Annotated in this window: 19 protein-coding genes; 9 read left to right on the forward strand and 10 right to left on the reverse strand. The window is 66.3% G+C overall.

Going from position 1 to position 19260, the window contains the following annotated elements; all coding sequences use genetic code 11:
• Positions 1 to 101: 101 nt before the first annotated feature.
• The 3 genes from AWJ14_RS06730 to AWJ14_RS06740 all read right to left on the reverse strand — a co-directional run bounded on the left by AWJ14_RS06730 (position 102) and on the right by AWJ14_RS06740 (position 2718).
• A complete protein-coding gene (locus AWJ14_RS06730; RefSeq protein ID WP_066176787.1) occupies positions 102 to 1082 on the reverse strand; it encodes a FecR family protein in 981 nt (326 codons plus the stop codon).
• 137 nt (positions 1083 to 1219) lie between these two features.
• Complete coding sequence (locus AWJ14_RS06735; RefSeq protein WP_245304155.1) at positions 1220 to 1735, reverse strand: RNA polymerase sigma factor; 516 nt, start codon at positions 1733 to 1735, stop codon at positions 1220 to 1222.
• Positions 1736 to 2088: 353 nt separating this feature from the next.
• On the reverse strand, positions 2089 to 2718 hold the full coding sequence (locus AWJ14_RS06740; RefSeq protein WP_066176668.1) for a GntR family transcriptional regulator: 630 nt from the start codon (positions 2716 to 2718) through the stop codon (positions 2089 to 2091).
• 157 nt (positions 2719 to 2875) lie between these two features.
• Between AWJ14_RS06740 and lhgO the strand changes: the two genes are divergently transcribed.
• From lhgO to AWJ14_RS06775, 7 genes are all read left to right on the forward strand, one after another.
• Positions 2876 to 4066: an L-2-hydroxyglutarate oxidase gene (lhgO, locus tag AWJ14_RS06745; protein ID WP_066176670.1), complete on the forward strand. Its 1191-nt coding sequence runs from the start codon at positions 2876 to 2878 to the stop codon at positions 4064 to 4066.
• 19 nt (positions 4067 to 4085) lie between these two features.
• Positions 4086 to 5531: an NAD-dependent succinate-semialdehyde dehydrogenase gene (locus tag AWJ14_RS06750; RefSeq protein ID WP_066176672.1), complete on the forward strand. Its 1446-nt coding sequence runs from the start codon at positions 4086 to 4088 to the stop codon at positions 5529 to 5531.
• A 73-nt stretch (positions 5532 to 5604) separates the two neighbouring features.
• A complete protein-coding gene (locus AWJ14_RS06755; protein WP_066176674.1) occupies positions 5605 to 6021 on the forward strand; it encodes a cupin domain-containing protein in 417 nt (138 codons plus the stop codon).
• Positions 6022 to 6035: 14 nt separating this feature from the next.
• Positions 6036 to 6818: a hydroxypyruvate isomerase family protein gene (locus tag AWJ14_RS06760; protein ID WP_066176676.1), complete on the forward strand. Its 783-nt coding sequence runs from the start codon at positions 6036 to 6038 to the stop codon at positions 6816 to 6818.
• Positions 6819 to 6873: 55 nt separating this feature from the next.
• A complete protein-coding gene (locus AWJ14_RS06765) occupies positions 6874 to 8169 on the forward strand; it encodes an NAD(P)H-dependent oxidoreductase (protein WP_066176677.1) in 1296 nt (431 codons plus the stop codon).
• Between the two features lie 47 nt (positions 8170 to 8216).
• Positions 8217 to 8516, forward strand: coding sequence for an antibiotic biosynthesis monooxygenase family protein (locus AWJ14_RS06770; RefSeq protein ID WP_066176680.1), 300 nt, complete (start codon positions 8217 to 8219; stop codon positions 8514 to 8516).
• Positions 8517 to 8534: 18 nt separating this feature from the next.
• Positions 8535 to 9326 (forward strand): hypothetical protein, encoded by a 792-nt coding sequence (locus AWJ14_RS06775; RefSeq protein ID WP_066176682.1) that lies wholly within the window; start codon positions 8535 to 8537, stop codon positions 9324 to 9326.
• A 109-nt stretch (positions 9327 to 9435) separates the two neighbouring features.
• Here the strand turns inward: AWJ14_RS06775 and AWJ14_RS06780 are convergent, their stop codons facing one another.
• The 7 genes from AWJ14_RS06780 to AWJ14_RS06810 all read right to left on the reverse strand — a co-directional run bounded on the left by AWJ14_RS06780 (position 9436) and on the right by AWJ14_RS06810 (position 17368).
• Positions 9436 to 11160, reverse strand: a complete 1725-nt coding sequence (locus AWJ14_RS06780) for a thiamine pyrophosphate-binding protein (protein ID WP_066176685.1) — start codon at positions 11158 to 11160, stop codon at positions 9436 to 9438.
• A 56-nt stretch (positions 11161 to 11216) separates the two neighbouring features.
• On the reverse strand, positions 11217 to 12632 hold the full coding sequence (locus AWJ14_RS06785; protein ID WP_066176687.1) for an amidase: 1416 nt from the start codon (positions 12630 to 12632) through the stop codon (positions 11217 to 11219).
• Positions 12633 to 12656: 24 nt separating this feature from the next.
• Positions 12657 to 13433, reverse strand: coding sequence for a branched-chain amino acid ABC transporter ATP-binding protein (locus AWJ14_RS06790; protein ID WP_066176789.1), 777 nt, complete (start codon positions 13431 to 13433; stop codon positions 12657 to 12659).
• 2 nt (positions 13434 to 13435) lie between these two features.
• Positions 13436 to 14140: an ABC transporter ATP-binding protein gene (locus AWJ14_RS06795; protein WP_066176689.1), complete on the reverse strand. Its 705-nt coding sequence runs from the start codon at positions 14138 to 14140 to the stop codon at positions 13436 to 13438.
• Positions 14141 to 14193: 53 nt separating this feature from the next.
• Positions 14194 to 15078, reverse strand: a complete 885-nt coding sequence (locus AWJ14_RS06800; protein WP_245304156.1) for a branched-chain amino acid ABC transporter permease — start codon at positions 15076 to 15078, stop codon at positions 14194 to 14196.
• Between the two features lie 15 nt (positions 15079 to 15093).
• On the reverse strand, positions 15094 to 16038 hold the full coding sequence (locus AWJ14_RS06805) for a branched-chain amino acid ABC transporter permease (protein ID WP_210183512.1): 945 nt from the start codon (positions 16036 to 16038) through the stop codon (positions 15094 to 15096).
• Between the two features lie 115 nt (positions 16039 to 16153).
• Entirely contained in the window at positions 16154 to 17368 is a 1215-nt protein-coding gene (locus AWJ14_RS06810) for an amino acid ABC transporter substrate-binding protein (protein ID WP_066176691.1), read from the reverse strand.
• A gap of 272 nt (positions 17369 to 17640) precedes the next feature.
• Here AWJ14_RS06810 and AWJ14_RS06815 point away from each other — a divergent pair, with 272 nt between their 5' ends.
• Both AWJ14_RS06815 and AWJ14_RS06820 read left to right on the forward strand, forming a co-directional pair.
• Positions 17641 to 18444 (forward strand): IclR family transcriptional regulator, encoded by an 804-nt coding sequence (locus AWJ14_RS06815; RefSeq protein ID WP_066176693.1) that lies wholly within the window; start codon positions 17641 to 17643, stop codon positions 18442 to 18444.
• A gap of 2 nt (positions 18445 to 18446) precedes the next feature.
• Entirely contained in the window at positions 18447 to 19241 is a 795-nt protein-coding gene (locus AWJ14_RS06820; protein WP_066176698.1) for an SDR family NAD(P)-dependent oxidoreductase, read from the forward strand.
• Positions 19242 to 19260 lie beyond the last annotated feature (19 nt).

Raw genomic sequence — 19260 nt, forward strand, 5'->3', positions numbered from 1 at the left:
CTCCAAACACACTGGAGACCGGCCGAAAGCGGCCTCCTGACTATGAAGACGGCGGGCTTGGGAAAAGTAATTAGAGGCCGGAGCGTTTTTTTCGCGGCGCGTCAGCCGGGCATGATCAACGTGAGCAGCCCCGGGACCTGCATGACGCGCAGCCCCAGGCTCTCGGCGATGGTGCCGATCGCCGCATCGATGCGGCCGGTGTCGAACACCGCCGTGACGCGCTTGTCGGCCATGCCGCCGCCGACCAGCTGGATGCGGCCGCGGTGATAGCGCTGCAGCTCGGCGACGACCTGATCGAGCGGCAGGTCGCTGAAGACGATCCGGTCGTGCCGCCAGGCGGAGATCGCGTCGAGGTCGGCGGTCTCGGCCGCGGAGACGCCGGCGGGGCCGAACCGAACCATCTCGCCTTCGCCGACGCGAACGGCTTCGCCGGCGGCGCTCACCTCGACGGTGTGCTGCGCCACCGCGACGCTCGCGCTGTCGCCGAGACGCACATTGAAGGCGGTGCCGAGCACGGTGATGTCGCCCTGGCCGGTCCTGACCACGAAGGGGCGCTGCGGATCGGGGGCGACGGTAAAGAAGGCTTCGCCGGCCAGCAGCGTCACATATCTGCGGCCGGGGCCGAAAGAGACATCCATGGCGCTGGCACTGGAGAGCTCGACCTGCGAATTGTCCTCGAGGCGAACGGTCTGCCGCTCGCCGATGCCCGAACGGTAATCGGCCAGGAGGCCCGCAGGCGTCATCTGCCAGCCGACGGCGATGGCAAGCATCACGGCGGCGGCCACGGACAGGCCTTGACGCCGGCTCGCCCCGAGGCGCGGCGGCGCGCGATCGGCGCGGCGGATCGGTGCGACGGCAGGTCCGGGCCGGTGCGCCCCGGCCCTGGCGGCGTCCGCGACGGCCCGATGGCCGAGGCCTCCCCAGAGACGCTCGAGCTCGCGCCAGGCCCTGTCGTGCCGGGGGTCGGCCGCGCGCCACGCTTCGAACCGACGGCGGTCATCGTCAGATGCGTCCTCGTCGCCCAACAGCACGAACCACTCAAGGGCTTCGTCATCGATGGTCTGTTCGTCGCGCTTTCCCATCAGCAATCCCGGCTGGGCCGTGTGTCCTGTTGGCGTTTCATGTCGCATGCGGCCACGCCTCACGGGCGTGCGCCGACCGCCGTCACGATTCGACGACGATCGCCTATCTACTAGGACGGTGGAAAGACGGAAACCAATTAGTCGTCGCGCGGATTGTTCTCGCGCAGCTTCGACCTCAGGCATCCGAGCGCCTTGACCATGTGCACCATCACCGTGTTCCGGGCGATGCCGAGGCGCTCGGAAATCTCTGCATAGCTCAGACCCTCGTATTTGTGCAGGACCAGCACCTCGCGGGCGCGCGGCGGCAATTCCAGCATCGCGGCCGCGAGCGCGGCGATTTCCTCGGCCGAGATCAGGGCCATGTCCGGCAGCGGCAAGGCGTCGGCGACATTTTCGTCGACGGCGAAGGCCGGGTCCACGACGCGCGCGGCGCGCTGCTCGCTGCGGAAGTGATCGATCGCGACCGTCTCGGTGGTCCGCCGCAGATAGCTTCGCAGGTCGCGGATGTCGGCGGCAGGATTGCGCAACAGTTTGACGAACGCATCCTGGACGATATCCGCGGCACTTTGCGCGGACATGCCGCGGCGCATCAGCATCAGCCTCAGGCGGCTGTGCTCGGTGGCATAAAGGGAGGCGATACTGATCGATTCCATGGACATCTGGCGGCACTCAACGCCTGTGGCGGCGTTCACATTTTCGATGGAACGGCCCTAACAAAGGCGAAATTCCCGCGCAATGGCAATGATTTAGGCCGCCGACGCCGCTGCGGCATAAAACTAGTGTCTTTTTGTCATGTTTAATGCTTGATTCCATTGGGATGGCGACAGCGACGCAGCCGCCCGAGCCCGGTCACGCGCCATGCGCGGGCAGAGCGCATTTTTCGGACACTGTAACATTTCCGCCACAGAGATCCCCTCCCCGAGCCGTCCGGCACCCCGCCGGCCACACTCTGGCAGCAGCGTTTGAAAGATCGTCAGGGACCGTCGGGGCAGGTCGCGCCGCGGCGTTACCAGCGGCGCAAGGCCGATTCGTAGGCCTGCAGCGCCGGCTTCATGTGATCGACGACGACCTCGACCAGTGTGGCCCGGTCGCCGTTGCGGAGCGCCTCGATCATTGTCTCGTGCTCGGCGCAGGAGCGCTCGGCGAGCGACGGATCGATGAGCGCATAGGAATGGATCGCCGCCGTCTTGTTCCAGAACTGTTCGATCGTTTCGGCAAGGAAGACGTTGCCGCAGGCCGCAAACAGGGTGGCATGGAATGCATCATTGGCGGCCGAGACGGACACGAGGTCACGCTGCTTGAGGGCTGCCCGGTAGCGCGCCTGGATTTCCTCGAGGCGGGCGACCAAATCGGCGGTATCCTCGAGCGGAATGCGTTCGGCCGCCTCGCGCTGCAAAAGACTGCGCATGTCGTAGAGCTGGCGGATCTCTTCGCTGGAATATTCGCGCACCATCGCGCCCTTGTTGGGCCGCTTCACGACAAAGCCCTGCCGCTCCAGTTCGTCGAGCGCGGCGCGGATGACATAGCGGCCGACGCCGAAGCGTTCGGTCAGGTCGTTTTCCACCAGCCGCTCGCGCGGACGCAGGCGCCCGAAGACGATGTCGAATCTCAGTGCGCTGGCGACCTGGTCTGTCATGTGGCGTCCCGCCGGGTTCCCTTTGCCGTTGTCTAGCACGGTTCCCCCGATATCGGTCAACACGGCCCGCCCGACAGTCGCCATTATTGATAACAGGATTGTTGACGATCGGGCAATGATATGCGAGACCCCAAGCAGAGCTTGGACGGGACTTGCCATGTATGACTATTGTATCGTCGGAGGTGGCATTGTCGGCCTCGCCACAGCGCTGACCATCACGCGCAACCGGCCCGGCGCGCGCCTGCTCGTGATCGAGAAGGAAGACGCGCTCGGCCAGCACCAGACCGGCCACAACAGCGGCGTCATCCATGCCGGCATCTACTACGCGCCCAAGAGCTTCAAAGCCGAGCTGTGCCGCGCCGGCGAGCGCGCCACCAAGAACTTCTGCGAGGAAAACGGCATTCCCTACCGCACGCCCGGCAAGCTGGTGGTGGCCACCAGCGAGGTCGAAATGATGCGCCTTGCCGCGCTGGAGGCCAATGCCGCCGCCAACGGCATTTCCTGCACGCGTATCGGGGCGGAGGCGCTGACCGAGATGGAGCCGGCCGTGACCGGGTTTGGCGCGATCCTGGTGCCGCAATCGGGCATTGTCGATTACACCGCAATCTGCCGCGCCATGGCCGGGCTTATCCGGGAGAATGGTGGCGAGATCGCCACCGGCGTGGCGGTCGACCGGTTCGAGGACCGCGCCGATCATGTCCGCATCATCGCCGGCGACACCGCTTTCGAGGCGCGCCAGGCGGTGGCCTGCGCCGGGCTTCAGGCCGACCGCCTCGCCAGCCGTTCCGGTCTCGACGCCGATTTCCGGATCGTGCCGTTCCGCGGTGAATATTATGCGCTCAGGCCGGAACTGTCCGGGCTGGTCGAGCGGATGATCTACCCGGTGCCGGACCCGGCGCTGCCCTTTCTCGGCATCCACCTGACGCCGATGATCGACGGCTCGCTGACGGTCGGCCCCAATGCCGTGCTCGGCATGGCCCGCGAGGGCTATCCGAAATTCTCGGTCAACGCGGCCGACATGAGCAGCTATCTGCGCTTCCCCGGCTTCTGGAAGCTGATCGCCGCCAATCTGGCGAGCGGCATCGGCGAGATGAAGGATTCGCTGTTCCGGCGCGCCTATCTGGAGAAGTGCCGCAAATACTGTCCCTCGCTGCAGCTCGAGGACCTGCGCCCCTACCGCGCCGGCATCCGCGCGCAGGCGGTGTCGCGCGAAGGAAAGCTGATCCACGATTTCACGGTGCTGCGCTCGCGCCGCGTGCTGCATGTGTGCAACGCGCCCTCGCCCGCCGCCACCTCCGCCCTGCCGATCGGCGGCATGATCTACGACCGCCTGCACGCCGCAGACTGACTTTCGGAAAAGGCCAAGCATGAGTTACCCCGACACCCGACTCTTCATCGACGGCCGCTGGCTGGACGGCGGCAGCGGACGCACCATCGACGTCACCGACCCCGCGACCGGCGCCGTGATCGGCAAGGTCTGCGTCGCCACGGAGAGCCAACTGGAACAGGCGGCGGCGGCCGCGCAGGCCGCCTTTGCCGGCTGGGCCGATGCGAGCGTGCTCGACCGCTCGGGCGTGCTGCGCCGGGCCGCCACGGCCTTGCGGGCGCGCGCGGCGGAGACCGCGGCCATCCTCACCCGCGAACAGGGCAAGCCGCTCGTCGAGGCGCGCGCGGAAGTCGACGGTGCGGCCGACATTTTCGACTGGTTTGCCGAAGAGGCGCGCCGCACCTATGGCCAGGTCGTGCCCGCGCGCGATCCGGCGGTGCGGCAGACGGCAATCAGGGAGCCGATCGGGCCGGTGGCGGCCTTCACGCCCTGGAACTTCCCGGTTTCGCAGGCTGCGCGCAAGATCGGCGCGGCGCTCGCGGCCGGCTGCACCATGGTGCTCAAGCCGGCCGAAGAGACCCCGGCATCGACCGCGGTGCTGGCCCAGGTGCTGGACGAAGCCGGCCTTCCCGCGGGCGTGCTCAATCTGGTCTACGGCGTTCCGTCCGAAATCTCCTCGCACCTGATCGCGCACGCGGCGATTCGCAAGATCTCGTTCACCGGCTCGGTGCCGGTCGGCAAGCAGCTTGCCGCACTTGCGGGCCTGCACATGAAGCCTGCGACCATGGAACTCGGCGGCCATGCGCCGGTGCTGGTGTTCGCCGACAGCGACGTGCAGTCGGTTGCGGGCCTGATGGTGCGCTCGAAATTCCGCAATGCCGGGCAGGTCTGCGTGTCCCCCACCCGGTTCCTGATCGAGGAAACCGTGATCGACACCTTCCGTGATGCCTTTGTCGCCCAGGCCCGGGCGCTCAAGGTCGGTCACGGACTTGAGGAGGGCAGCGACATGGGGCCACTCGTGTCCGAGCGGCGCCTGGAGGCGGTGGACGCGCTGATCGCCGATGCCCGCGACCGGGGCGCGAAGGTGGAACTCGGCGGCAGGCGCATCGGCAATGCCGGCAATTTTTACGAGCCGACCGTGCTTTCCGGGCTCGATCGCGGCATGCGGGTGATGAACGAGGAACCGTTCGGGCCGCTCGCGCTGCTCATTCCTTTCAAGACCACCGACGAGGCGCTGACCGAAGCCAACCGGCTTCCGTTCGGGCTGGCCTCCTATGCCTTCACCGGCTCCGCCGCCACCAAGGCGACCGTCGAGCGGCAGCTGCAGGCCGGCATGGTGTCGATCAACCATCTGGGCCTGGCCCTGCCTGAAACGCCGTTCGGCGGCATCAAGGACAGCGGCTACGGCACCGAAGGCGGCTCCGAGGCGATCGGCGCCTATCTCACCACCAAATTCATCACCGAGCGCCACGCCCCGCGCGGCTAGGCACCGGCAGCTTCGCCACTCTCCGGTTCCGGCGCCTGCTCCGGCCGGACACACGCAAAAAGGACAATCCGTCATGTCGCAGACGCATATTTTCCCGCTCGCCAGCATCAAGCGCATCCCGCGCGGCAGCGGGATCGAAACGACCCCGCTCGTCACCCACTTCACCGCGCCCGACGCCAAGTTCACCACCGGCATGAGCGTCTACCCCAAGGGACTCGGCGCGCCGCTGCACAAGCACAATTGCGACGAGCAGGTGACGCTGCTCGAAGGCCGCGGCGAAGTCGAGGTTGATGGCGAGATCACTCCGCTCGTGCAGTATGACACGACCTATATCCCGGCCGGGAAGGTCCATGCCTTCCGCAACACCGGCGAGGAGCCGATGCGCATCCTGTGGATCTACAGTTCCATGAAGGTGACGCGCACCTTCGAGGGCAGCGACGAGGAGGTCGAGCACCTTTCTGCCAAGGACCTGATGGGCGCAAAGCCGTAAGGGAGCGGTCCGGCATGCTGCGGCTGAGCGCCAACCTGTCGATGCTGTTCGGGGACCTGCCGTTCCTCGACCGCTTCCCCGCGGCCCGGCGGGCCGGCTTCACGGCCGCCGAGGTTCAGTATCCCTACGACCACGCGATGACGGATGTCGCCGCGGCACTCGCCGACAGCGGGCTCGACCTCGTGCTCATCAACGCGCCGCCGGGCGCACAGCCGGGTGATCGCGGGCTGGCGGCCATTCCGGGGCGCGAGGCCGAGTTCCGTGACGAGATCGCGCTTGCCCTGGCCTGGTCGAGCGCGCTCGGCAACCGGTTCATCCATGTGCTGAGCGGCGTGCCGGGCGAAAGCCACAGCCGCGCCGCCTGCCTCGACACCTGGCACGCGAACATGACCTGGGCGGCGCGCCAGGCCCGTGCGGCGCAGGTCGGGCTGCTGGTCGAGGCACTCAACCCGGTGGATGTGCCGGGTTACTTCATCCGCTCGCTCGACGAGGCGGTGGCGCTGCTCGGCCGCCTCGAAGGCCCGGGCGCAGGACTTCTCTTCGACGTCTACCACTGCGCCAGATCGGGCGAGCCGGTGGTGGCGCAACTTAAGGCCTGTGCCCCCTGGACGCGGCACATCCAGATCGCCGATGCGCCCGCGCGCGGCGAGCCGGGAACCGGCGACGTCGACTGGAAGGCCGTGTTTTCGGCAATCGAAGCGACCGGCTATCGCGGTTTCGTCGGCGCCGAATATTCGCCCCGTGCCGCAACACTTGACGGACTGGGCTGGGCCCGGCCCCATCTCGAACACTCATGATCTGCCGCCACGCCCGCCCTCCCACAGGGCATGCGCGGCCAATGGAGAGACGGAAATGAACCTTTACTCAAGATCGCTCGCAGCGGTTGAAGCCGGCGGCAAGCCGGTCCGCGTCGGCCTCATCGGGGCGGGCAAGTTCGGCTCGATGTTTCTGGCGCAGGTGCCGACCACGCCGGGCCTGAAGGTTGTCGCGATTGCCGATCTTTCGACCGAGCGCGCCCGCACCGCCTGCCGGGGCGTGGGCTGGAGCGAGGAACTGGTCTCGGACACCCGCTTTGCCGACAAGGCGCTCGACATGATCGCAGCGGACGACATCGACGTCATCATCGAGGCAACCGGCCATCCGGCGGCAGGAATACGCCACGCCCGCGCGGCGATTGCGGCGCGCAAGCACATCATCATGGTCAATGTCGAGGCCGACGTGCTGGCGGGGCCGCTGCTGGCGCGGCAGGCCGACGAGGCCGGCGTCGTCTATTCGCTCGCCTATGGCGACCAGCCGGCGCTGATCTGCGAGATGGTCGACTGGGCGCGCACCTGCGGCTTCGACGTGGTGGCCGCGGGCAAGGGCACCAAGTATCTCCCGGTGTTTCACACCTCGACGCCCGAAACCGTGTGGCACTATCGCGGCGTCGACCCGGAGGACGCCCGCAAGGGGGGCATGAACGCGCAGATGTTCAACTCCTTCATCGACGGCACCAAGTCGGGAATCGAAATGGCGGCCGTGGCCAATGCCACCGGCCTTTCCGCCGCGCCCGACGGGCTCAAATTTCCGCCTGCGCAGGCCGACAAGCTGGCAGAGGTTCTGTGCGAGAAGAACCTGCACCATCGCGGCCAGGTCGAGGTGGTATCGAGCGTCGAGCGCGACGGCACCACGGTTCCGAACAATCTGCGCTGGGGCGTCTATGTCGTCTTCTCCGCCCCGAACGCCTATACCGAGCGCTGCTTCCGGGAATATGGCGTCGAAAGCGACGAGACCGGCACGCTGGCAGCCCTGTACCGTCCGTTCCATCTCATCGGCCTCGAGCTCAACGTCTCGATCTTCTCGGCGGCCCTGCGCCACGAGCCGACCGGAAAGCCGACCGGCTTCGTCGCCGACGTGGTCGCGACCGCAAAGCGTGATATCCAGCCGGGGGAGATGCTCGACGGCGAAGGCGGATACCTCGTCTGGGGCAAATTGATGCCGGCCAAGGCGTCGCTCGCCATCGGCGGGCTGCCGATCGGCCTCGCCCACGGACTTCGCATCAAGCGCGCCGTGGCTGAGGGCCAGAGCCTGACCTGGGACGACGTCGAGGTCGACGAAAGCGACGACGCCTACGCCTATCGCCGCGAAATGGAAGCCGCGTTCGCCTGACCGCCCGCCTTTCCGCGCCGCTGAAACACGATCTGGAGAAAATGCACATGGTTCTGGAAATCGCCGAATTCGACATCATCCCCGGCCAGGAAGAGGCCTTCGAGGCGGGCGTGCGCCAGGCGGTGCCGCTGTTCAAGGCCGCCAGGGGCTATCGGTCGCTGAGCTTGCGCCGGATCATCGAGAAGCCGGCCACCTACCGGCTGCTGGTCGAATGGGAAACGCTGGAAGACCATACCGAGACGTTTCGCAATTCGGACGCGTTCCAGACCTGGCGCAGCCTGGTGGGCGCGTTCTTCGCGGGTCCGCCGCGCGTCGACCATTCGACGCTCGCCGTCGATGCCGGCTGAACTGCGAGGACGCGTGACGTGATCCATTTCGCCGACACGGTGACAAAGATCGGCGCCGAGGCAGAGGCGCAGGTCCTCGTCTGCGGTTCGCATGGCGGGCTCTATCCCGGCTATCTCGCCGCGAAGGCCGGAGTGAAGGCCGTGATCCTCAACGATGCTGGCGTCGGCAGGGACGCAGCCGGCATCGGGTCGCTTGCCTATCTCGCGGACCGCGGCATCGCGGCCGCGACCGTCGGCCACGTAAGCTGCCGCATCGGTGACGCGGCCGACATGGCGGCGCGCGGCCGCATCACCCATGTCAACGCCATCGCCGCCGCCCTCGGCGTGACGGTCGGCGAGGCCTGCACGTCAGCGGCCGAGAAGCTCGATGCGGGCCCCGTCGCGTCCCGGGCCGACCCGGGCACGGTCAGCGAGGCGCGCAGCCTCCACTCAGGAGGGGCCCGCAGGATCGTGCTGATCGATTCGGCAAGCCTCGTGAAGCCCGAGGACAAGGGCCAGATCGTGGTCACCGGCTCCCATGGCGGCCTGCTGGGGGGCAACGACTTCCTGGCGCTGCAGGTCGATGCCTTCGCCGGAGTGTTTCACGACGCCGGTATCGGCATAGACGAGGCGGGCACCACGCGCCTGCCCGCGCTCGACCGGCGCGGCATCGCCGGCCTCACCGTCGACGGCGCTTCCGCCCGCATCGGCGATGCCCGCTCGGTGCTCGAAGACGGCGTCATCTCGCGCGTCAACGCCACCGCCCGAGCACATGGCGCAGTCCCGGGCGAACGCCTGATCGACCGCCTGACGGTCTGGGCCGCAGGCTGATCCGCCGGTATCGGCGCTGCCCGCCTTGCGCGGTCCGACAACGCCCCGCCTTGGCCAAAAACAAAAAGGCCAGCTCTGCAGCCGGCCTTTCCGTTCGCCTTGGGAGGCATCAGGCGATGCGATCGCCCTTCTTGACCTTGACGGTGCGGTTGTCGACGCCGGGCAGCATCTTGGCCGGGTCGCGCGTGACGACGACGTCCATGATCACCGGCCCCTTCGCCGTCATCGCCTGGCGGATCGCGCCTTCCAGCCGGTCCGGGCTTTCGACGCGGATTCCGGTCACGCCCATCGCCTCGCCGATCTTGGCGTAATCGGTCTCCTCGAGATCGGAAGCATGGTAGCCCTCGGCGCCGTACATCAGGTGCTGCAGCGCCTTGATGTAGCCGGAGGCGGCGTTGTTGACGACGATGATGGTGAAGTCGAGCTTGAGGCGGCGGGCGGTCTCGAGCTCGCCCAGCATCATGTTGAAGCCGCCGTCGCCGGTGATGGCGAAGATCGGACGCGTCGGCGAGGTCGCGCGGGCGCCGATCGCCGCCGGCACGCCGTAGCCGATCGAGGCGAAACCGCGATCGGGCACGAAGGCGCGGCCCGGCTTCTTGGTGTCGAACAGCAGCCCGCCCCAATGCGCGGCAAAGCCGCCGTCGGCGATCAGGATGCCGTCGTCCGGCAGCGCCTTGTTGAGCTCGGTCAGCATGCGCGCCATGCTGACCGGCGTCTCGTCCGAGTTGAGCCGCGGACTGACATCCTGCCGCCAGGCGTCCATGCGCTTGACGACGTCGGCGGCATAGCCGGTCTGGCGCGCCCTGATCTCGGCCGCGCGCGGCGCGAGCATGTCGTTTAGCTCGGCGATCGTCGCGCCGACATCGCCCCACAGCGCGATCGCACAGTCGGTGGTGCGCCCGAACTCTTCCGCCAGCAGGTCGAGATGGATGATAGTCTTGCCGCGCGGCGGGACCGTGAAACGCTTGGTCGCGATCTCGCCGAGCTTGCAGCCGACGACGAAGATCAGGTCGGACTCCTCGATCAGCTTGTTGGCGATGCGGTCGTAGCGGCCGAAAAGCCCGGCATTGAGGCCACTCGTGCAGGCGATCGCGCCCTTGCCGCTCAGGGTATGCGCGACCGGAATGTTGAGCGCCTCGGAGAAGGCGGTGAGCGTGTCCGCGGCGGCGCTCAGATGCACGCCGCCACCGGCGAGAATGATCGGCGTGCGGGCGTCCGCGAGCATTCCGGCCGCCTTTTCGAGCGGCGCGCGCTCGGGCCGGCACCGCAGCGCCGGGATCGCTTCGTGGGCGGCAACTGCGTAGAAATCCCGATCCTCGAATTCGAACACGCCATGCGAAATGTCTTCGGGCACGTCGATCACGACCGGGCCGGGGCGGCCGGAGGTGGCGACCGCAAAGGCGCGGCGCACCAATTCGGGAATGCGCGAGATCATCTCGATGCGCAGCAGTTCCTTGACCGCGGGCCTGAGGATCTCCGTCTGCCGGCTCTCCTGCGTCATGTTCTTCCAGGAATGCTCGCGGTGAGAATCGCCGACCAGCACCACCATCGGCGTGCCGGCGTTCAGCGCCTCGACCAGGCCGGTGACGAGATTGGTCGCGCCCGGGCCGAGAGTCGCGTCGGCGAGCCCCACGCGGCCGGAGATCTTGGCATAGGCGTCGGCGGCGAAAATGCCGGCGCGTTCGTCGTTGATCAGATAGTGCTTGAGGCCGATGCGGCGGGCCGCGTCATAGAACGGCAGAAGCTGGAAGCCGCCCATGCCGTAGATCGGTCCGGGATTGTAAAGCGAGATCATGCGGGCGATCGCTTCGCCGCCGGTCAGTTCGATGGTCATGGATCTTGTCCTTCTTGTTGTTCTACGGAGAACGAAACGGGTCGGGTCCCGCGGCCTCAGCCGGTCAGGGACGACAGGTCGGGGCGGCGCGCGTGCCACGTGGTTGCCCGCTCGAAAGCGCGCCCGAGCGTCAGCAGGATGTCCTCCCGCGACGGCATGGCGACGATCTGCAGCGACAGCGGCATCCCCTCGGCATTGACGCCGTTGGGCAGAGCCATCGCGCACAGGCCGAGATAGTTGACGAAGCGCGTGAGGTTCGAGAGCGGCATCGCCTGCTCGTCGATGGTGGCAAGCGGCGGCGAGGCGATCGGCGTGGCCGGAAGCAGCAGCGCGTCGAAGCCGTCGAGGCTCTCGCGCATCGCCACCCTATCCTCGCGCCGCTCGATCAGCCGTGCCGCGAACTCCGCCGCCGTGCCGGTATTGCCGGCGTGGACGCGCGCACGGACATGGGGATCGAATGCACCGCGATCCTCCGCCATCAGCGCGGCCAGATTGGCATAGGCCTCGGTGCGGATGATGTGCGATGCGCCGACGCAATAATCGAGCGGCGCACGCGGCAACCGCACCTCCACGACCTCTGCACCAAGCTCGCGGAACACCTTTGCCGACCGCGCCAGGGCGTCGAGGATCGATGACTGGACGCCCGGCAACTGGTCCGGTGTCAGAAGCCCCAGCCGCATGCCGCCGATATCGGCTCCGCCGCCGGATACGCGCGGCGGGTTCGCACCCCAGGTGCCCGGGTCGCGGCAGTCCATGCCCGAGATCGCGTCGAAGACGATCGCCGCATCCTCGACCGAGCGCGTCAGCGGGCCGATGGAATCGAGGGTCTGGCTGAGCGGGAACACGCCATGGGTGCTCACGCTGGAAATGGTCGGCTTCAAGCCGACGATGCCGTTCATCGAGGCGGGACTGCGGATCGAGCCTCCGGTGTCCGACGCAAGCGAGAACGCCACCATGCCGGAGGCCACGGCGACGCCGGAGCCGCTTGACGAGCCGCCGGGCGAGCGGTGTTCGGTCAGGTCCCAGGGATTGCGCGGTGCGCCCAGATGCGTGTTGGTGCCCCAGCCGCCGAACGCGAACTCGACCATCTGCAGCTTGCCGAGAAAGATCGCTCCGGCCTCGATCAGCCTTTGAACCACGGTCGCGGTTTCCGCAACGACATTCTCGCCAAGATGCAGCGACCCCGCACCGGTCGGCAGGCCGGCGACGTCGAGCAGGTCCTTCACCGCGAAGGGGATGCCATGCAGTTTTCCGCGATAGCTGCCGCCGGCGATTTCGCGCTCGGCCGCCTTCGCCGCCTCCCGCGCCCGATCGGCACACAGGACGACAAAGGCATGCAGCACTGGATTCGTTGCCGCGATGCGCGCAAGGCAGGCCTCCAGCAGCGTCACCGGCGACAGCGCTCCGGTCTCGATCAGCGGGGCGAGTTCGTGGATCGGCCTGTCGGCGAGATTGGGGACAGCAATCGCCATGGTTCCGTCAGCTTCCTCTGCGGCTCAGTCGATCTTATATTCGAGCCATTCGGCGATCAGCTTGTGCAGCGCGCTGTCGCCCTCGAACATCTCCTTGCCGCCCTCGGCCTTGTTCCGGCCAAGCTCGAGCACATAGAGATAATCGGAGACGGCGGCGCACTGGCGCACGTTCTGGTCGACCAGAACGACCGTGATACCCTTCTCCGGCAGCGCCCTGATGAAGTCGTAGATCTCGCGCGAGAGTTTCGGCGCGATCATCGCCGTGGGTTCGTCGAGCAGCACCACCTCCGGCTCGAGCGCAAGCGCGCGGGCCAGTTCGAGAAAGCGCTGCTGTCCACCGCTGAGGCTCGAGGCCGGATCGTGACGCTTGTCGCCGAGGATCGGGAACTGCGCATAGGCCGCCTCCAGCACGCGCCTGACGCGCGCGGCATCGTTGCGGAACACCCAGCAGCCGAGCAGCAGGTTGTCCTGCACCGACAGGTCGCCGAACAGGCTGCGGTTCTGCGGCACGAAGGCGATACCGCGTTCGATGAAGGTGTAGGGCGGCTTGCCGTTGAGGCTCTCGCCCTTGTAGCGGATGTGGCCCGTCGTCGGCTTGAGGAACCCGTAAAGGGTTTTCAGCGCGGTCGACTTGCCGGCCCCGTTCGGACCGATGATGCCCGTCACCATGCCCTTGCGCGCCGAGATGTTGACGTGGTCGAGAATGGTGATGTCGCCGTGATAGGAAACCGAGACGTCTTCGAGCCCGAGGATAACCTCCCCTGAGGCCGCGGCGCCCGCGGCAGGTGTCGTGTTTGCCATGATCATCGCCCCAGGAATGCTTCGATAACGTCAGGATTGTGCTGGATGTCGGCCGCGTTGCCTTCGGCGATCTTCTTGCCCTGGTTGAGCACGAGCAGGTGTTCCGACAGGCTGTAGACCGAGGTCAGGTCGTGGCTCACCAGGATAAAGCTCTTGCCCGCATCCTTGAGCTTGAGGATCTGGTCGAGGAACACCTTGCACAGGTTCGGGTGAACCCCCGCGAACGGCTCGTCGAGCAGGATCAGGTCCGGATTGAGCATCATCACGCGCAACAGTTCCACCAGCTTCTGCTGGCCGCCGGAAAGCTCTTCCGCGTGGTTGTCGCGGATGCGGTAGAGATCGACCTCGGCGAGCAGGGCATTGGCCTTCTCGGTGAGTTCCGCATTCGAACGGCTGTCCTCGAGCACCGGCACCATCAGGTTTTCCGTCAGCGTCAGCCGCCGGAACAGGCGCGGCACCTGGAAGGTGCGACCGATGCCGAGGCGGGCGATCTCGTAGGGCTTCTTGCCGACGAGGTTGGTGCCGCGGAAATTGATGGCGCCTTCGGTGGCATCATAGATGCCGTTGATGCAGTTCATGATCGTGGTCTTGCCGGACCCGTTCACGCCGATCAGACCGAGGATGCTGTTCTCCGGCACGGTGAAGGAGATGGTGTCGACCGCGACCAGGCCTCCGAACACCTTGCGCAACGCATTCACTTCGAGCATCGGCGCCCTGCTCCCTGCCTGGACCTGGTTTACCTGGGTTGCTGCAGCCGTCGTCATCGCAGGGCCACCTTTCCGAACAGCCCGGAGGGGCGAAGCGTGATGGCCGCGATCAGGATGACGAAGCCGACGGCCTGCGACAGGGACTGCGGCAGGAAGACGATCGCCACCTGCTCGGCAATGCCGAACACGATGCCGCCGATGATCGCGCCGATCGGATGGCCAAGGCCGCCGAGCACGATCACCACGAAGCCGATCAGCGTGTAATCCATCCCGGAGAACGGGCCGAAGGCCGGGAACACCAGCGCCAGCAGCACGCCGGTCGAGGCGGCGATGGCGATCGCCAGGCCGAAGGCCAGCGCCGACAGCGTGTTGATGTTGACGCCAACGATCTGGATCGCATCGCGGTTCATGATCGCCGCGCGCAGCGCCTTGCCGTAGATGGTCTTGTAGAGGAACCAGGTCAGGGCGGCGATGATGGCAATGCCGGTCGCCAGCGCCGCGATATGCGCCGTCGGGATGAAGACATGGCCGATCTTGAAGACGCTTGGCGTGAACACGTAGTTCAACGACCGGGTATCGGCCTGGAAGAAGAACAGCAGGATCGCGCCCGCCATCAGCGACACGCCGTAGAAAGTGAGGAACGAGGCCACTTCCGGGTCGTCGCCGCGGTTGAGCCGCGGCACGAACAGGTAATAGAGGCACATGCCGACGAGGAAGAAGGCCACGAACACCAGCGGGATGGAAAGCAGCGGATGCAGGCCGGTGGCCGAGAAGAACATCAGCACCGCAAAGCATCCGGCGACGACGAACTCCCCGTGCGAGAAATTGACGATGCGCATGGTGCCGTAGATGATCGTCAGGCTGCAGCCGATCAATCCGTAGAGAGCGCCCAGGATCAGTCCCGAGACGAGGGCCTGGATGAGAAGGGTTGTCATCATGAGCTAGGGTCCGCCTTAGAACAGGATACGGCGCAGGAAGGGCTTGGCGCGGATCAGCGAGCCGACGATGCCGCTGGGCAGGAACATCATCAACAGCACGATCACCAGGCCGAGCAGGAACACGTTGAGCACCGGGAAGTGCTGCCAGATCAGGTCGTCGACGATCAGCATCACCACGGTGCCGACGACCGGCCCGATCACGGTGCCGAGCCCTCCCGCGACGGCGAAGATCACCGCCTTGGTGCTGACCAGCAGGTTGAACGCGGTCTCGGTGTCGACGATGCTGGTGTACCAGGCCTCGATGGCGCCGGTCATGGAGGCGATCACCGCCGACAGCACCCAGGCCTTGAGCCGGACCCTGCCGATGTTGATGCCGACGGTTTCGGCCGTGTCGGGATCGTCGCGGATCGCGCGCAGCGCCATGCCGAGGCGCGACTGGGCAAGCCAGGTCACCGTCAGCAGCGTCGCCAGCATCAGCGCCAGCATCGCGTAATAGGCGCCGTCCGGATTGGAGAAGCCGAGCGCGATGCCGTAGGAGCCGCCGGCGACGTCTTCCGGCATCGCCGCGATCAGCAGGCGGCAGATCACGGCGAGCGCCAGCGACACGATGGAGAAATAGATCCCGCGCAGCACCATGGTGCGCGCGAACAGGAGGCTCAGCACCACGCCGGCCAGGGCCGCGGCAATGAAGCCGGCCCAGATCGGCAGGCCGTGCATCTTCACCGTCACCGCCGCCGCATAGGCGCCGATGCCGTAGAAGGCGACATAGCCGAAGGGCAGGTAACCGGTGAAGCCGGCCATGATGTTGAGCCCGGAGGCAAGCGTGATCCACAGCAGAAGGTAGAACCAGAAGGCCAGGCTGAACCCGTAGGCCGGCAGAAGCCCGAGTCCCAGCGCTAAGAGCGCGAGAAACCCGAGCCAGATGGACGTCCGCGTCCAGACAAGGCGGTTGGATGACACGTATGGACCTCTTTGTTGTCTTTGGCCGCCTGGCGTCGGGGGCAGACGCGGCCTGGTCACCGATAGCAAATGCCGGCGCGCCCGGCCGAAGCCTCGGGCGCGCCGGCTGGGGAGGTTAGCGCTCGCCCCAGGCCGGGATCGGGTAAACCGGCTCGGCGGTCTTGATGGCATCGGGGGCGATGATCTTCAGCCCGTCCGCCTGGTTCTGCAGCACGATCGGGGTCATGCCGCGCTGGAAGCCGGTCTCCTCGATCTTGAACTCGCCGGACACGATGACGGTGTCGCCGCTGAAATCGAGGGCGGCCTGCTTGAGCTTGGCCGGCTCGGTGGAGTTGGCCGTGGCGATCGCCTTCTCCAGGATCACGCCGGCGCCATAGGCGAGCGCGGTCTGGAAGTCGGCAGGATAGGCCGCATTCGGATAGAGCTTGTCATAGGCGGCAAGGAATTCCTTGGTCGCCAGGCCGTCGGTCACCGGCCAGTTGACGTTGGCGTCGAACTGGGTGTGGCTGAAGATATAGGCCGCATCTTCGCCCGTCTCCAGCACGGCCGGCGAGGAGCCGTACAGCATGTAGGTATAGGGGAAGCTGATCTCGCGTTCGCGCATCTGGCGCAGCATCGGGATCAGGTCGGCGTCATAGGACGAGGTGTAGAACCCGTCGGCGCCCGCTGCCTGCGCCTTCTGCAAAAGGATCGAGAAGTCCTTGGTGCCCTTGGCGTAATGCTCGTCCAGGACCACTTCCATGCCGGCCGCTTCGGCCATGCCCTTGGCGGCGGAGGCGGCACTGGCCGGGAACGGCTCGTCGATCGAGACCACCGCAAGCTTGGTCACGCCGAGCTTCTTGGCGAGATCGATGCTGGTGATCGGAATCTGCGAGGCCTGCGCCGTCACGGAGACGATGTTCTTGTAGCCCTGCTGGAACAGCTGGTCGGAGGAACCGGCCCAGCTCACCATGAAGCCGCCGCGCGACTCGACCACCGGCGCGGCAACGCCGACCAGGGTGGAGCTGAACGGCGCGATCAGGGCATCCACCTTCTCTTCGGTGATGAGCGACTCGTAAACGCGCGCAACCAGTTGCTTGTCGCTGCGGTCATCGCGCTTGACCAGTTCGACCGGATATTTCTTGCCCTCGAATTCGATGCCGCCGCGCGCATTGACGTCGTCGACCCAGATGCCGATGCCGCGCTCGCCCGATTGTGACGCCACGGCGTAGGGGCCGGTCGACGAAACCGTCAGTCCGATGCGGATCGAGGTTCTCTCCTGGGCGTGCACCACCGCTGCGCCCATCAGCATGGTGGAAGCGGCGAGCAGTGAAACATAAAACGCTTTCATGAAGTTCCTCCTATACTGTTCCGCATTACGGAACGATTGTTATCTATTTGCGGAACATGCTTGCATGCAAGTCATTGACCTGTCAACTGCAGCATAATTTTTTGGTTGCCCCGATATCCTGTTGCATTTGCACGTATTTCGGCCATTATGCCACCAGTGGAACACAGGTTGACGCGATTTCGTGCAGATGCCAATCATGACGGCAAGCAAATTCGTTCCGCAATGAGGAACCTGAGTGTCATTATGTGGAATAGAGAATCAGGCAGGAACGCATGGAAAAAGATCTGGACGTTACGCCGGTGAAATCGATCTCCCGCGCGGCCGCCGTGCTGCGCGTGCTGGCAGATCTCGGCACCCCCGGCGGCACCCTCGGCGACATCGCCAAGGCCACCGGCTTCGGCAAGGGAACCGCCCACCGCATCCTCGCGGCCCTCAATGACGAGGGCTTCGCCTACCAGAACCTGACGACGCGCCGCTATCACCTGGGGGCGGGCATCGGCCTCCTGGCACGCCGCGCCTCGGTCAACGAGATCGGCAGCTTCGCGCAACCGGTGCTGATGCGCCTGGCCGACGAGACCGGCGACACCGCCTATATCCAGGTGCGCGAGGGCCTGCGGTCGGTCTGTATCGGCCGCCAGCAGGGAACCTATCCGATCAAGACGCTGTCGCTCGATGTCGGGCAGAGCCGCCCCCTCGGCGTCGGCTCGGGCGGCCTTGCCATCCTTTCCAGCCTGGCGCCCGCGGAAATCACCACCATCATCGAGGCCAATGCCCGCTGGCTGGCCGAGTACCCGGCCTTCGCGGCGGACAAGCTGCCCGGTCTCGTGCGCCAGACCCAGTCGCTTGGCTATGCCTATGTCGAGGGGCTCGTGCTCCCCGGCATCAACGCGATTGCGATGCCGGTGCTGGGGCAGGACGGCCATCCGCTGGCCTCGCTGAGCATCACCGCGATTGCGGAACGCATTCACGGCGACCGGGCCCTCTGGCTCGCCGGCCTTCTGCGCGAGGAGGCGCGGCAGCTGTCCGCCGCCCTCGCGCGAACTCTTTCACCCAGGAACGCCCAGGAGACGAAGTAAAAATGGCTGATCGCCTGAAGGACAAGGTTGTCCTGTTGTTCGGTGCCGGATCATCCGGCGAAGGTTGGGGCAACGGCAAGGCGACCGCCGCCCTGTTCGCCCAGGAGGGTGCGCATGTTGTCGGCGTCGACCTGAACCTGTCCGCCGCAGAGGAGACCCGATCCGCGCTCGCGGAGATGGGCCTCGAGATGGATGCCATCGCCGCAGATGTCACCGATTCCGCCGAGGTCAAGGCCGCCGTGGACCATACCCTGTCCCGCTTCGGCCGCATCGACGTGCTGCACAACAATGTCGGCGTCACCAAGATGGGCGATCCGGTCGCACTCAGCGAGGCCGACTGGCACTTCTCGCTGGACACCAACCTCACCGGCGTGTTCCTGACCTGCAAGCATGTGCTGCCGGCGATGCTCGAGCAGCGCTCGGGCGCGATCGTCAACATCTCGTCGGCGGCCTCGGTCCAGATCAACCAGATGCCCTATTTCGGCTATTACGCGTCGAAGGCCGGCCTCAACCATTTCACGCGCGCGCTCGCGGTCAATTACGGGCCGCACGGCATCCGTGCCAACGCGGTGCTGCCGGGCGTCATGGATACCCCGCTGATCTACAAGCAGATCAGCGGCCAGTTCGAAAGCGTCGAAGAAATGCGCAAGGCGCGCAACGCTGCCTCGCCGATGGGCAAGATGGGCGACGCCTGGGACGTGGCCTATGCCTCGCTGTTCCTGGCGTCCGACGAAGCCAAATACGTCACCGGCGTCTGCATACCCGTCGACGGCGGCAAGAGCTGCGCCGGGCGCTGATGCGGCAGCCCCCGGCCAC

The sequence above is a fragment of the Parahoeflea olei genome (assembly GCF_001703635.1).
In the GTDB taxonomy this organism is placed as follows: Bacteria; Pseudomonadota; Alphaproteobacteria; order Rhizobiales; family Rhizobiaceae; genus Hoeflea; species Hoeflea olei.